Annotated in this window: 9 protein-coding genes; 8 read left to right on the top strand and 1 reads right to left on the bottom strand. The window is 66.1% G+C overall.

The genetic code is table 11. From position 1 onward, the window contains the following. The first annotated feature begins 134 nt into the window (after positions 1 to 134). Positions 135 to 878 (top strand): c-type cytochrome, encoded by a 744-nt coding sequence (locus V4558_09535; GenBank protein MES2305740.1) that lies wholly within the window; start codon positions 135 to 137, stop codon positions 876 to 878. Between the two features lie 138 nt (positions 879 to 1,016). Here the strand turns inward: V4558_09535 and V4558_09530 are convergent, their stop codons facing one another. After that, on the bottom strand, positions 1,017 to 3,383 hold the full coding sequence (locus tag V4558_09530; protein MES2305739.1) for a DPP IV N-terminal domain-containing protein: 2,367 nt from the start codon (positions 3,381 to 3,383) through the stop codon (positions 1,017 to 1,019). A 250-nt stretch (positions 3,384 to 3,633) separates the two neighbouring features. Between V4558_09530 and V4558_09525 the strand changes: the two genes are divergently transcribed. From V4558_09525 to V4558_09495, 7 genes are all read left to right on the top strand, one after another. Then, positions 3,634 to 3,954 (top strand): hypothetical protein, encoded by a 321-nt coding sequence (locus V4558_09525; GenBank protein MES2305738.1) that lies wholly within the window; start codon positions 3,634 to 3,636, stop codon positions 3,952 to 3,954. Positions 3,955 to 4,074: 120 nt separating this feature from the next. Next, complete coding sequence (locus tag V4558_09520; GenBank protein ID MES2305737.1) at positions 4,075 to 5,361, top strand: Xaa-Pro peptidase family protein; 1,287 nt, start codon at positions 4,075 to 4,077, stop codon at positions 5,359 to 5,361. Between the two features lie 8 nt (positions 5,362 to 5,369). Further along, on the top strand, positions 5,370 to 6,515 hold the full coding sequence (locus V4558_09515; GenBank protein ID MES2305736.1) for an FAD-dependent oxidoreductase: 1,146 nt from the start codon (positions 5,370 to 5,372) through the stop codon (positions 6,513 to 6,515). A 76-nt stretch (positions 6,516 to 6,591) separates the two neighbouring features. Next, entirely contained in the window at positions 6,592 to 7,539 is a 948-nt protein-coding gene (locus tag V4558_09510; GenBank protein MES2305735.1) for an amidohydrolase family protein, read from the top strand. 4 nt (positions 7,540 to 7,543) lie between these two features. Then, positions 7,544 to 7,864, top strand: a complete 321-nt coding sequence (locus tag V4558_09505) for a PadR family transcriptional regulator (protein MES2305734.1) — start codon at positions 7,544 to 7,546, stop codon at positions 7,862 to 7,864. Next, complete coding sequence (locus V4558_09500; GenBank protein ID MES2305733.1) at positions 7,861 to 10,545, top strand: ABC transporter permease; 2,685 nt, start codon at positions 7,861 to 7,863, stop codon at positions 10,543 to 10,545. Before V4558_09505 ends, V4558_09500 begins: the two co-directional genes overlap by 4 nt. Positions 10,546 to 11,202: 657 nt before the next feature. Next, entirely contained in the window at positions 11,203 to 14,280 is a 3,078-nt protein-coding gene (locus V4558_09495; protein MES2305732.1) for a glycoside hydrolase, read from the top strand. Positions 14,281 to 14,339: the final 59 nt, after the last annotated feature.

Raw genomic sequence — 14,339 nt, 5'->3', positions numbered from 1 at the left:
GGCCCTCCCGTGGAGTCGGGGCAAAGCCAGGTCAGTAACCGGTCAGGAGAGTGGAACGCCTGGGCCCCACCCCGCGTCGGGATGCTACAATCTGACGCTATGATTCCCACACCTTCCGCCCTGGAGCCCGCCTGATGCGACGTCTGCTCACCCTCCTCCTCGCCGTGCTGGCCCCGATGGCGCTCGGAGCGCAGGCCGGCAAGTTCCCGCCGGATTCGCTGGTGAACACGCAGGTCATTCCTCACGGCACGCCGGTGATGCAGGCGATCGGGCAGATGCGCAACTTCACGGGCGCGCTCGGCGTCCGCTGTCAGTTCTGCCACGTGGGCGAGGAGGGGATGCCGCTCGACAAGTTCGATTTTGCGAGCGACCAGAAGCGCACCAAGCTGGTGGCGCGCCAGATGATGCGGATGGTGGCCGAGATCAACCGTCGGCTTGACACCCTTCCCGGGCGAATGACCACCGGACTGCAGGTCACCTGCAATACCTGCCACCGCGGCACCAACCGACCGGTGCCACTCGCGACGATCGTCGCCGACGCGGCGAACGTCTCGGCCGACTCCGCCATGCGGGCCTACCGTGCCCTGCGTGAGCGCTACTACGGCAAGGATACCTTCGACTTCACCGAGTTCTCGCTCAACAGCGCGGCACTCCGAGTGGGTCGGTCGAGCAAGTTCGCCGAGGCATTTTCGCTTATCAAGCTCAATGAGGAGTTCTTCCCCACGTCATCGGCCGCAGCACTTACGCGCGGGAATGTCGAGCTGTTGCGGGGAGATACCACCGCTGCGGAAGCGGCGTTCCGTGAAGCGGTGAAGCGCGACGCGAATGGTGGTCAGGAGGCCAAGGGTCGGCTCCGCGACATCGGGAAGACGCCCTAGCCCGCCCGCATCGCGATCTGCCCTGACACCCGCTGGCGCGGTGCCTTGCGCCGCGCCCGAAGACGAAGCCCCGAGTCGCGAGACTCGGGGCTTCATGCTTATCGAATATCCGCGCCACGCGAGCGCGGCGCCACCAGACTAGTTCCCCCCGGGCCCGCCCGGCGCGGGAGTGGGCGGCGCAAACTGGAATTCCTTCGGCGGCTCCACGCCCTGCAGCCAGCGCACGAAGTAGTCCCAGCGACGGCGCATCATGTAGGTCGACATCGATCCATAGCCGTGCGGCTGGTTCGGCAGCAGCAGGAGATCGAAGTCCTTGTTGGCCCTGATGAGCGCATCGGCCACCAGCAGCGTGTTGTACGGCGGCACGTTGTTGTCCATCGTGCCGTGCGCGAGCAGCAGGTGCCCCTTGAGGTTCTTCGCGAGGCTCTGGTTGGCCTGGTCGTCGTAGTTGCTGGAACCATCGGCATTCTTCACCAGCAGCCCTTGATAGCGCTCGCCCCAGTCGTCCTCGTAGACGCGGTTGTCGTGGTTGCCCGACTCGGCGATGCCGACCTTGAAGAAATCCGGATAGCGGAACATCGCGTCGGCCGTCGCAAAGCCACCGCCCGAGTGACCCCAGATCCCCACGCGCGTCAGATCGATCCAGGGATACTTCGCGGCGAGTTGCTTCATCCCGGTGATCTGATCGGGAAGCGTGTTGTCGCCCATGTTGGCGTAGTAGGCCTCGTGGAAACTCTTCGACCGGTTCGGCGTCCCCATCCCGTCGATCTCGACGACAATGAAGCCGAGTTCGGCGAGGGCCTGCGCATCACCGCGGGCGGCGGTGAAGGCGCGGCCGCCAACGCTACCGGTCTGCGGCCCCGGGTAGATCTGGTTGATGATCGGGTACTTGCGCGTCGAGTCGAAGTTGCTCGGCCGGAACATCAGGCCATAGATGTCGGTCGTGCCATCGCGTCCCTTCATCGTGATCGGGATCGGTGGCTTCCAGCCAGTGGCCACGAGGCGCGAGATGTCGGCCTTCTCGAGGGCCACGATCTCCTTGCCCGTCACACCACTCCGGAACGAAGTGACCTGCGGGGCATCAGGACGCGACCAGGTGTCGACCAGCATGTTGCCGCTGGGCGAAAGCTGGACATCATGGTCGCCGTTGTCCGGCGTCAGCAACGTGTAACCCTTGCCGTCCATCCCGATCCGGTAGAGATGCCGGAAATACGGGTCACGACCGGCTTCCCGGCCGACGCCGGTAAACCAGATCGTGCGCGTCTTCTCATCGAGCTTCACGACTGTGGCGACGTTGCCCTCGCCCGTGGTGATCTGATTCTTGAGCGCGCCCGTGGTGGCATCGTAGAGATAGAGCTGACCCCAGTTGTCGCGCTGCGACCACCAGAGCACTTCCTTGGTGGGCCAGAGCATCTGCCAGTTGATCTTCCCCATGCCAGATTCGAAATGTGACTTCGGCACCGACTCGCTCATCACCGTGCGCACCGTACCGCTGGCGGCATCGGCCACGCGCAGGGTGGCGGTCTTGTGGTCGCGGGTCACGGAGACAAAAGCGACCTGGCTCGCGTCCGGGCTCCACTGCACATCACCCATGCTGATGTTGTCGCCGTTGGTCGAGCGATGCTGGTCGGGAGCCATCTGGAAGCGAATCACCCGCTTCGCATCGACATCCACCACGACGCGCTGCAGCATGGTGACCACGCTGTCACCCGGCAGCGGATACTTCCAGGCGCGCAATGTTGGATGGCCCGCCGTGGTCGTCACCAGGTACATATCGCCCACGTTGCGCTGATCCTGCTGATAAGTCGCAAGTTTCCGCGAGTCGGGCGACCAGAGCAGGATGGCGCGATCGGAGTTGGCCCAGCCGGCGTTGTCGGTCGCGTAGCCGAAGTCCTTGACGCCATCGGTGGTGAGCTGCGTCTCCTGATTGCTGGCCACATCGCGAACCCAGAGATTCCAGTCGCGAATGAAGGCCGACCGCTTGCCATCGGGCGAGAGCACGGCGAGCGCGGCCCCGGCGCCCCGAGGACCGGCACCACGTCCGCCGGTCGCCGGCACCGGAGCGACGCCCGCCACCGTCACGCAGCTGATGCCACGCACATCGCACGAGTACCGCTTGCCGGTGAGGTTGACCACAAAGCTTTTGCCATCAGCCGCCAATTCGAGCGTCGTGAACGGGAGGTGGCCCGCGTCGTAGTTGCCACCCGCGACCACCGTGAGTGCGGTCGCCACCTTGGCGTGATCGAAGAGCGGAGTGCGCTTCTTCGTCACCGGATCGGCGAGGATGAATTCGCTCCCGGCCGGCGTCACGTTGCGATACCAGTAGCGGTCACCTGGAGCCCAGGTCCCGCGGACCGACGTTCCGTTGACGAGCGGGGTCACGGCCGGTGCCAGAAACTTCTCGGCCCGGGCGTAATCGGCAGCGGTCACGGCCGTCTGCTGGGCGCCAGCGCCGGTGAGGGCGAGAGCGGTCAGGAGCGACGAAACGAGGGCGGTGCGTTGCATGACGGGCATGGCAATCCTTGCTCGGATAACCGACGGTTGGGGCGGAGGAGCAGTATGGGGGAGCACATCAACATTAAGGACGAGGCGGGGCAGGGCAACCCCGAACCCCGGCGGGGTAGTTCTGCTCAGCCGGATCCCCGCCCCCCTGTGGCGACGAACTGAAGTGAAACGTCCCTCCCTAGGCAAGAACGGGGAGGGACGTTTCATTAGTACCTGTTCCTGGCCCCACCCACCTGAATCAGAGGTCGCTATGCGTACCGCCGGTCTACGTCTCGCCGCACTCCTGGGCGCTGCTTTCCTGATGAGCTGCGGCGATGTTCCCGATCATGCCAATGTTCGGGTCCAGAACGACTCCTCCTCGCCGGTGAGCGTGGTGCTCACCAATACCGGTGGGGGCACGGTCAGCATCAATGCTGTGGCGCCGGGGACGATGTCCGAGTTCGTCGACCTCCCGCTCGGCGCGTGGACCGTCGGTAGCGCCACGGTGACTGGCGCGACGTTCACCGCTGTCGGAACCGACAACTACACCCTGCTCGTTGCCGGTGGCAGCGTGACGGTGAAGCGCGAGTAGTTCGCACCGCGATTTCGCATGCCCACCCCGCCACGGGAATCCCCGCGGTGGGGTGTGCTGTATCCGGGAGATGCGTGGTCGGCGTATCTTTCGCGCCTCACCCACCTACAGGTCATTGCGATGCTGATTGACCGTCGCCGCTTCACGGGTCTCTTCGCCGGGCTGGTCGGCGGGACCGCCCTCCCCCGCGATCTCGTGGCCGCCCCAACGCGCACTGCCGACCCGTGCAATCTCCCGCCAGCGATCCAGGCGCTCACGCCGATGACGAGCGGCGTCGTGCCGATCTCGCTCGACGAACGTCGCGAGCGGATGGCCAAGGCGCGACGCCTGATGATCCAGCACGGGCTGGGTGCGGTGCTGCTCGAGGGCGGCTCGAGCATGCACTACTTCACCGGAATGAACTGGGGACTCTCGGAGCGCCCCTTCATCGCCGTGCTGCCGGCCCACGGTGAAGTGGCGTTCGTCTGCCCCGGGTTTGAAGAGGCACGCGCGCGCGAACTGCTCCGCTTCCCTGCGGATGTTCGGGTCTGGCAGGAAGACGAGAGCCCCTACCGGGTCATCGCCCAGTTGCTGCGGGACCGCGGCGTGCGAGCAGGGCGGGTCGGTGTCGAGGAACGGCTGCGATTCTTCGTGATGGACGGCGTGCGCAAGGTCGCGCCCACGCTGCAGTTCACCAGCGCCGATCCGGTGACTGCCGGCTGCCGGATGTACAAGTCGGCCGCCGAAATTGCCCTGCTGCAGCGTGCCAACGACATCACGCTCGCGGCACACAAGGCGACGCTGGCATCGTTGCGTGAAGGAATGACGCAACACGATCTCACCGGACTGATGGAGTCGGCGCTGGTCCGGCTCGGCGGCAGCGACGCGGGTGCCCTCGCCGGATTCGGCGTGGCGTCGGCGTTCCCGCACGGATCGGTGCAGCCGCAGCACCTTCGCGAGGGCGACATCGTGCTCCTCGATGCGGGCTGTTCCATTGAGGGATACGTCGCGGATATCACCCGGACCACAGTGTTCGGCAAGCCGACCTCGCGCCAGACCGAGATCTGGAATCTCGAGCGCAAGGCACAGGACGCAGCGTTTGCGGCGGCACAACCCGGTGCCACCTGTGGCTCCGTCGATGCCGCAGCGCGCAAGGTACTGACCGATGCCGGCTTCGGACCTGGGTACAAGGTGCCGGGGCTGCCGCATCGCACTGGTCACGGCATCGGACTCGACGGCCACGAATGGACCAACTTCGTGAAGGGGAATCCGGCGATTCTCGCGCCGGGAATGTGCTTCAGCGATGAGCCGACCATCGTGATGTACGGCGAGTTCGGGGTACGCCTGGAGGATTGTCTCTACATCACCGAAGCCGGGCCGCGATTCTTCACGCCGCAAAGTCCTGCGATCGATCGCCCCTTCGTCTGAACGGAACATTGTCTACGCCCGGCTGGCCGCCGCCCGACTTCGCCACACCACCGGTGTGGGAAGACGGCCAGTGGCTTGGCTTCGCACCACTGCGCGGTGATCTCGCGGTTGACGTCTGTGTGGTCGGGCTCGGTGGCAGCGGGCTCGCGTGCATTCACGAACTGCTGGCGCACGGCCTCCGCGTTGCGGGGCTCGATGCCGGAACCGTGGGGGGCGGTGCAGGCGGCCGCAATGGCGGCTTCTTCCTCGCGGGGATTGCCGACTTTCATCACGATGCCTGTGAAGCACTGGGCGTCGAGCGCGCCGTGCGGCTCTATCGCCGCACCCAGAGCGAAATGGACCGGATGAGCGCCGAGACGCCGTCGGTGATTCGTCGCACCGGGTCGTTGCGGATCGCTGCCTCAAGTGAAGAGCTGGCAGACTGCGAGACGCAGTTCGAACGAATGCGCTCCGACGGCCTGGCCGTCGAGCGCTACCTCGGACACGAGGGACGCGGTCTCCTCTTTCCGGGTGACGGGGTCTTCAACCCGCTGCGACGCTGTCGCGAACTCGCCACCCGGGCGAGCGTCGCTGGCGCACGCCTCTTCGAAGCGACGACCGTCCTCGAAGTGGCCACCGGGGCGGTCCAGACCGCCCAGGGCACGGTCCGCGCATCGCACGTCGTCGTCGCCATCGATGGCGGGCTCACCCGGATCTTCCCCGAACTTGCCAGTGTCGCTCGTAGCGCCCGATTGCAGATGCTCGCCACGGCGCCCGCGCCCGAGGTCACCTTCCCGCGCCCGGTGTACTACCGCTACGGCTATGAATATTTCCAGCAACTCGCCGATCACTCGATCGCCCTCGGTGGTTTCCGAGACGTCGGCGGCGAGAGCGAATGGACCGATGTGGCCATGCCGAGTCCGGAACTGCAGGATCGCCTGGAGACACTCCTTCGAGCCCAGCTCGGGGTCCTGGCCCCGGTGACCCATCGCTGGGCCGGGGTGGTGACCTATACCGAATCGGGTCTGCCGATTGTGGCCGAGGTGCGGCCCCGCGTCTGGGCACTGGGCGGCTACAATGGCACCGGCAACGTGGTAGGAGCCATTTGTGGTCGCGGGGTCGCCCAGCAACTGGTGCGAGGCCATAGCGAGCTGCTCGCCGATTTCATTGGCTGAAACCGGCGGCCGCCTGGGGCGTAGGAGCGGGAGGAACTCTACATAGGTAGAGTTCGGCCCTGCGGAGGTTCCCTTCGTGACACGTCGGTTCCTCGCCCTCTTCGCCTTTGCTACCGTCCCGCTCGTTGCTCAGGGGTCCCCGGCTGCTCCGCGGGGCCCCGTCTTCGACGTCCATAACCATGCGACATTCACTCCAGCCAACGTCAAGGCGATGATGGCGGCGATGGACAGCCTCAATGTCCAGCACGCGATCTACATCGGGGCATTCGACCAGATCGCCGCTCTGCCCGACACGACGCGCGATCGACTTATCCCGGCGCTCCCCTTTCCGTGTGACGGGGGAAAGATGATGAACGCCGGGGTGCAATGTTTTCCAGCGGACACCGCCATGCTCCCCGACCTGGGCTGGCTGCGCTCGCAGGTGACGCAGGGTCGGGTTCGTGTCTTCGGCGAACTTGGCGCGCAGTATCTGGGGATCGCGCCGAACGATCCGCGACTCGAGCCGTACTTCGCGCTCGCCGAAGAGCTCGACGTGCCCGTCGGAATTCATCTCGGCATCGGCCCTCCGGCCATCTCCGCCAGTGACAATCCCTACTACGCCAAGAAGTCCCCGAATTATCGTGGGGCCGCAGGCGACCCGTACCTGCTCGAAGACGTGCTGGTGCGACACCCGAAACTGCGTCTCTACGTCATGCACGCGGCGTGGCCCAGCATCGACCGGATGCTCTACCTGATGTGCATGTTCCCACGCCTCTACGTTGACATCTCCGTATTGCAGTATGCGATCGCGCGTCCGGCGTACTACACCGCGCTCCGTACGCTGGTCGAGGCCGGACTCTCCGACCGGGTCATGTTCGGCTCTGATGGCGGCCCGCGCTTTCTCGCGATGGGCATCGACGCGATCGAACAGGCACCGTTCCTGAGCGAGAGCCAGAAGCGGGACATTCTCTACCACAATGCGATGCGCTTCTTCCGACTCGCGCCGCCGCGATCGACGACCATACCCCGCGTCTGCGGAGGGTAACCCGATGCCTCCTCGCCTGACTCCGGCCACGACACTCGTGCTCTTCGCGCTCTCACGCGGCGTTCGGCATGGCTTCGACATTCTCGATGCCACCGGGCTCGAAAGCGGCACCGTCTACCCGATTCTCCGACGACTTGAAGAGGCCGGTTGCGTGCGCTCCCGCTGGGAGGATGCTCGCAAGGCGCAAGGCGAAGGCCGTCCGCCGCGACGCAACTACGAACTCACCGGCGCCGGGGCCGACGCGCTGCGAGCCGCGCTGAGAATCCACCCCGACACCTCAACGCAATTCGCGCCGACGCATTCCCTCGTGCCGCATCCACGATGAGCACGCCGCCGCGCGTTCCTCGCGATCCCCCCGGCAGTGCGCTGGTGCGCCTGCTGTCGTGGCTGGTGCCGCACGATTGTCGCGAGGAGTGGCTCGCCGAGTGGCACGGTGAACTCTTCGCCACCGCGCAGCAAGGCGCGCTGCGCCAGGAGGCCACCACCGTCACTGCCCTGCGCTCGTGGCGACGGACCCTCGGCGCCACCACGGACGCCCTCTGGATGCGCCATCACCACGGAGAACCTCTCGTGCTCGGAACCGATCTCAGACAGGCAGCCCGCTCACTCCGTCATCGGCCGGGCTTCGTCGCGGTAGTGGTGCTGACGCTGGCACTCGGTATCGGCGGCACTACGGCAGTGTTCTCCGTAGTCAACGGCGTCCTGCTGCGGCCTTTGCCGATCCCGCACGTCAAACGGCTGGTCGCACTGGAAGGGCAGCCGACCGATGGCGACGTCGAGAAGGTCAATCGGTGGACTTCCTACCCTGACTACGTCGACCTGCGTGATCGAACCCGGTCGTTCGATCAGCTGGCCGCGCGACGCAGTTGGCAGGTGACGCTCACCACGCGCGACGCCGAGCCTGCGCGGCTGAACGTGAGCTACACCACGGCCAATTTTGCCAGCGCTCTCGGTCTGGTGCCGGTGCTCGGCCGGAATTTCCGGATGGCCGATGCCGAGCCGGGTGCACCGGCGGTCGCACTGCTGAGCGAGCAGCTCTGGCGTGGTCGTTTCCAGAGCGATCGCGGCATCGTGGGGCAGCGTGTCCTGCTCGACGGCGTACCGACCGAAGTCGTTGGTGTCCTTCCCGGTGCGCTGCGTGCCATCGACGATGGCGATCTGGTGCAACCGATTGCGCGCGGTCCGATGGAAGACGCCCGTGGTGCGCATCGCCTGACGGTGGTTGGCCAGCTCCGCGAAGGGGTGACGATCGGTCAGGCCGAGGGCGAGGTGCGTCTCGTCGCGCGGCAACTCGAGCAGCAGTATCCCGAGAACAACTCGAAACGGAGTGCCCGGTTGCTCCCGATGCAGGAACAGCTTGTCGGTCCGGCCGAGACGTCGATCCTGGTGCTCTTCGGCGCGATCGTGCTGCTGCTGCTGATTGCCTGTACCAATCTTGCGGCACTCTTCATCACACGCGCCGCCTCGCGTGAGCGCGAAATGGCCGTTCGCGAGGCCCTCGGCGCGAATCGAACGCAGCTGGCGCGGCAGTGGGCGGCGGAAAGTTTCCTGCTGACGACGGCGGGCGCCGTGAGCGGTGTGATCGTGGCCTGGCTCGGGATGCACGCCCTGCTCAGCGCGGCGCCTGCTTCGTTGCCCCGCGCGTCGGAGATCGGGCTCGATCTGCCGGTGCTGCTCTTCCTCGCGGTCGTGAGCTGTGCTGCGGGTTTGCTGTTCGGAATTCTCCCTGCGATCCAGCGTCGGCGTGATGGCGCGTTCGGTGCGCTGCGCTCGAGTGGCCGGAGCAGCACCGAAGGGCGCCGGAAGCGCGGAATTCGCAGTGCGCTCGTCGTGGCGGAAGTAGCCCTGGCCACCGTGCTCGCGATCGGATCGGCGCTGCTGGTGAAGAACCTCTACCGGATGCAGCACGCGCCACTCTCGATCCAGCCGGACGCGGTGTACACCACGCAGATACAGCTGCCGACCACCCGTTATGCGCAGGCGGGCCCCGACGGAGGCACCAGGACACTGGAGTTCTATCGCCGGTTGCGCGACGAAGTGGCCGCGATTCCCGGCATCCATTCGGTCGCATTCGCCTATCAGCATCCGCTCTCGGAAGGATGGACCTCGTCTTATCACGTGACTGGAGGCGATGTCGTCGCGGCCGGCCTCGAACCCGAGGCGCGCATCCGGCCGGTGACGCCGGGCTATTTTGGCGCCATCGGCTTGAAGTTGCTGGAAGGACGCGACGTCACTGACCGAGACAGGATCGGAATGCCGGGTGTGATGGTGGTGAACCAGTCGTTCGCGCGACGGCATTTTCCCGGCAAGTCCGCAGTCGGACAGGCGATCGACCGCGGCTCGCCGTGGTGGCCTGGACAGCCAACGCACTTCGAGATCGTCGGCGTGGTTGCCGACGAGCCGTTCCTCGGTATCGGCCGACCTGCCGACCCGGCGATGTACTTCCCGCACGCGCAGTTTCCCTTCAACGAGATGTGGCTCGTCGTGACATCGGAGCGGTCGGCGGCGTCGCTCTACCCTGATATCCGGAGCCGGATCTGGCGGATCGATCCGTTGCTCCCGGTTGACCCGATCGTCTCGCTGCGCGGCCTGATGGGCGACGCAGTCGCGGAGCCGACGTTCAACGCGGCGCTACTCACCCTGTTCGCAATGACGGCACTGCTGCTGGCGGCCATCGGGATCTACGGCGTCCTCTCGTACACGGTCTCGCAACGGACCGCCGAGATCGGCCTTCGCATGGCGCTCGGTGCCGATCGCGACCTCGTCCGCCGTCAGGTCGTCGGGCAAGGACTCGTACTGGTCGGTGGCGGAGCGGTGGCGGGACTGGCTGGTGCCTGGGCGCTCGCGCGGGTGCTTGAGTCACTCCTCCTCGGCGTGAGCGGTCGTGATCCACTTTCCTTCGCCATTGTTGCGGTGCTGCTCGTCGGCGTCGCCGTCGTGGCCGCCTGGATACCGGCGCACCGCGCGTCACGGATTGAGCCCGTTGTTGCGTTGAGGTCAGAGTAGAGAAGGGAGAAGCGAGAAGGGAGAAGGAGAAGAGCCCGAACGTACTAACGGCGGAGATTCGCGGGCGTTGCGTCGTGGGTGCCTCGCAGCGGCCTTTACAGCCGCCGCACACGAATGCCGGCGCCGCTAGCGCGATCGCGGGCGGCTGTACCAGCCGCGGAGAGGGAGCCCACGGCGCAACGCTGGCGAAGCCGCGACTATCCTGGCGGGAGCTCGGCGCAGGAGCCGCGGTCGTCGGCTCAGGATCCGCGCGTCCGCGCTTCGGTCGCGTCCGGCGGCGGGCGCGCCCGCCCGCTCGGCGGTCGCTCCTGCGAATCGCTCGCCGGCGCTATGAGCGCCGGCTATGGACGCGCTCCCTACTGATACTCCTCCCGCGGCCCCCGCGCCGACCCCCATAACGAATTCAAGCCATACCGGGGCTTCGCGGGCGTTGCGTCGTGGCTGCCTCGCAGCGGCCTCATGAAGCCGCGAGCGGAGTCTACGGAGTCGCCAGCGTAATGTCCGTCGGCGTAATGCAGCCGCGGAGAGGGAGCCCACGAGCAACGCTGGCGAATCCAGACACAGCGGAGAGCGGGAAGCGGGAAGACGGGATGCGATAGGCGAGAAGGGGCAGGGCGCGTTATATCCTTAGGTCGCCCATCCACGGAGCTCTCCCGCATGTTGCTGCCCAGTCGTCGGTCGCTGCTCGCGCTCGCCTGCCTGTTCCTCGGAGCCGCCTCAACCGCAGTCGCACAAATCGACGGATCGCAATTCGCAGCCTTGCGCTGGCGGATGATCGGGCCGTTCCGGGGCGGGCGAACCAAGTCGGCGGTGGGTGTCCCTTCGCAGCCCAATACCTTCTATATCGGCGCCACCAACGGCGGGGTGTGGAAGAGCACCGACTACGGCATTACCTGGAAGCCGATCTTTGATGATCAACCCACTGGATCGATCGGTGCCATCGCTGTGGCACCCTCCAATCCGGACATCATCTATGTCGGCAGTGGTGAGGGGCTGCAGCGTCCCGATCTGTCGACGGGCGACGGGATGTACAAGTCGGTCGACGCCGGAAAGCACTGGACCCATCTCGGCCTGCGCGACGGCCAGCAGATCGCCCAGATCATCATCGACCCGCGCAATCCTGACCGACTCTTCGTCGCGGTGCTCGGCCATCCCTACGGGCCCAACGCCGAGCGCGGGATCTACCGCTCGCTCGATGGCGGCGCATCGTTCAGCAAGGTGCTCGGGAAGGACGAGAACACCGGCGGGGTCGATCTTGCCTTCGATCCGACTGACGCGAATACCGTATTTGCCGTGCTCTGGGAGGCACGTCAGGGCCCGTGGGAGAATGCGGCCTGGAACGGTGCCAACAGCGGCATGTTCAAGTCGACGGATGGTGGTACGACCTGGCGGCCACTCACGCGGGGCCTGCCGACCTTTGCGGCGGACGGACTGGGTCGTATCGGGATCGCCATCGCACCGAGCAATCCGAAGCGGATGTATGCCTCGGTCGATGCGACGCGGAACCCGGGGCTCTATCGCTCCGACGACGCCGGCGAAAGCTGGGTCCGAGTGACCGAGGATCAGCGCGTGGTTTCGCGCGGTTCGGATATGGCGGAAATCAAGGTGCACCCGAACAATCCCGACATCATCTTTACGGCGAGTATCGTCGCGTGGAAGTCGATGGACGGCGGCAAGAGCTTTGCTGCCTTCCGTGGCGCGCCCGGAGGCGATGACTACCAGCGGATCTGGATCAACCCGAACAATCCCGACATCATCATCATTGCGTCCGATCAGGGCGCGGTGGTCACACCCAATGGCGGCGAGAGCTGGAGCTCGTGGTACAACCAGCCCACGGCGCAGTTCTATCACGTCTCGACCGACAACGCCTTCCCGTATCGTGTTTGCGGCGGGCAGCAGGAGAGCGGCTCCGCGTGCGTGGCGAGCCGCGGCAATGATGGCCGGATCACCTTTCGTGAGTGGCACCCGGTCGGCGTCGAGGAATACGGCTACGTGGCGCCGGACCCGTTGAATCCCGACATCGTCTTCGGCGGCAAGGTTTCCCGCTACGACCGTACCACTGGCCAGACGCAGCAGGTGGGTCCCTCTACCGGCCGTGGCGGCGCCTTCCGCGCGGTGCGCACGGCCCCGGTTCTCTTCTCACCGGTGGATCCGCACGCGCTCTATTTCGCGCAGAACGTCGTCTGGAAAACGGTCAACGGTGGCTCGAGCTGGGCCCGGATCTCGCCCGACCTCACGCGCAAGAGCTGGGAGGTGCCAGCGAGTGTCGGCATCTATCGCAGCACGCCAGGGGCGAAGGTCACCCAGCGCGGTGTGGTCTACACCCTCGCGCCATCGTATCTGGACGCACGGACGCTCTGGGCCGGGACCGATGATGGCCTCATCCACGTGACGCGCAACGGTGGCCTGAGCTGGAAGGATGTGACTCCGCCAGCACTCACGGCCTGGGCCAAGGTATCGGTTATCGACGCCGGACGGCGCGACGCCGCGACCGCCTACGCCGCCGTCAACACCATTCGGCTCGATGATCTCACGCCGCATATCTACCGCACACACGACGGTGGGGCGACATGGACAGAGATCACCACCGGGATTCCTGCAGGAGAAACCGTCAACGCGGTACGCGAGGATCCGAAACGGAAGGGCCTGCTCTACGCCGCCACGGAACGCACTGTGTACGCATCGCTCGATGATGGCGATCACTGGTTCTCGCTGCGGAACAATCTGCCGATCACGTCCATTCGCGATATCGTCGTGAAGGAGAACGACCTGGTGATCGGCACCCACGGTCGCGGTTTCTGGATCCTCGACGATGTGACGCCGTTGCGTCAGGCCACGGCGACGATGCAGGCATCAACTGGTCATCTCTTTGCCCCGGCCGATGCATGGCGAGTGCGCTGGAGCATGAACACCGATACCCCACTCCCGCCCGATGAGCCGACCGGCGAGAATCCGCCGGACGGCGCGATCATCGACTACTGGCTCAAGAGTCCCGCAACCGGCCCGGTGACGCTCGATATCCTCGACGCCACCGGCCGCGTAGTGCGGCACTACGTCAGCACGGACACGGCACTCACCATCGCCGACCAGGGGAACACGCCAGCGTACTGGATGCGTCCGACCTTGCTGCTGGGCGCGAGTGCCGGGTTGCACCGCTTCGTGTGGGACCTGCACTACGGCCCACCTGCGGGGACGACCACCTTCTCGTATCCGATGTCGGCCGTGCCACACAATACCGCGCCTGATCCGCTGGGGCCGTGGGCACCGCCGGGGCAATATCGGGTGCGGCTCACTGCCAGTGGCCTGACGCTGACGCAACCGCTGGCGGTGAAGATGGATCCGCGCGTGAAGACGCGGGCGCTCGCCTTGCGCCAGCAGAGCACGCTCTCGTTGCAGATGTACGACGGGATCACCACCGCACGCGGCGCGCTCGATGAGATTCGCGCTGCACGGGCCCTGCTTGCCCCTCGCAAGGCAATGCCTGCCGTCGATGCCCTCGATCGCGAACTCGCGGCCCTCGCCGGAACCAGTGGCGGCCGCGGTGGCGGTGCTGGTCTCGATGCGCCTCCGACCCTGTCTCGTGTCGTTGGCGAACTCACTTCGGTGATGGGGGTGCTGCAGGGGTCAGACGCGGCGCCGACGCAGACCGCGGTCAAGGCCGCCGCCGATGCCTCGACGTCGCTCGCGGCCCTGCTGGTGAAGTGGCATGCGCTGCAGCGTCGGGTCGCCTCCTGATGGTGGCTCGGCGCAGGAGCCGCGGTCGTCGGATCAGGATCCGCGCGTCCGCGATTCGG

The organism is Gemmatimonadota bacterium, assembly GCA_040388535.1.
Classification (GTDB): domain Bacteria; phylum Gemmatimonadota; class Gemmatimonadetes; order Gemmatimonadales; family GWC2-71-9; genus Palsa-1233.
The sequence above is the reverse complement of the archived record's forward strand: the minus strand, read 5'-3'. Positions and strand labels throughout refer to the sequence as shown.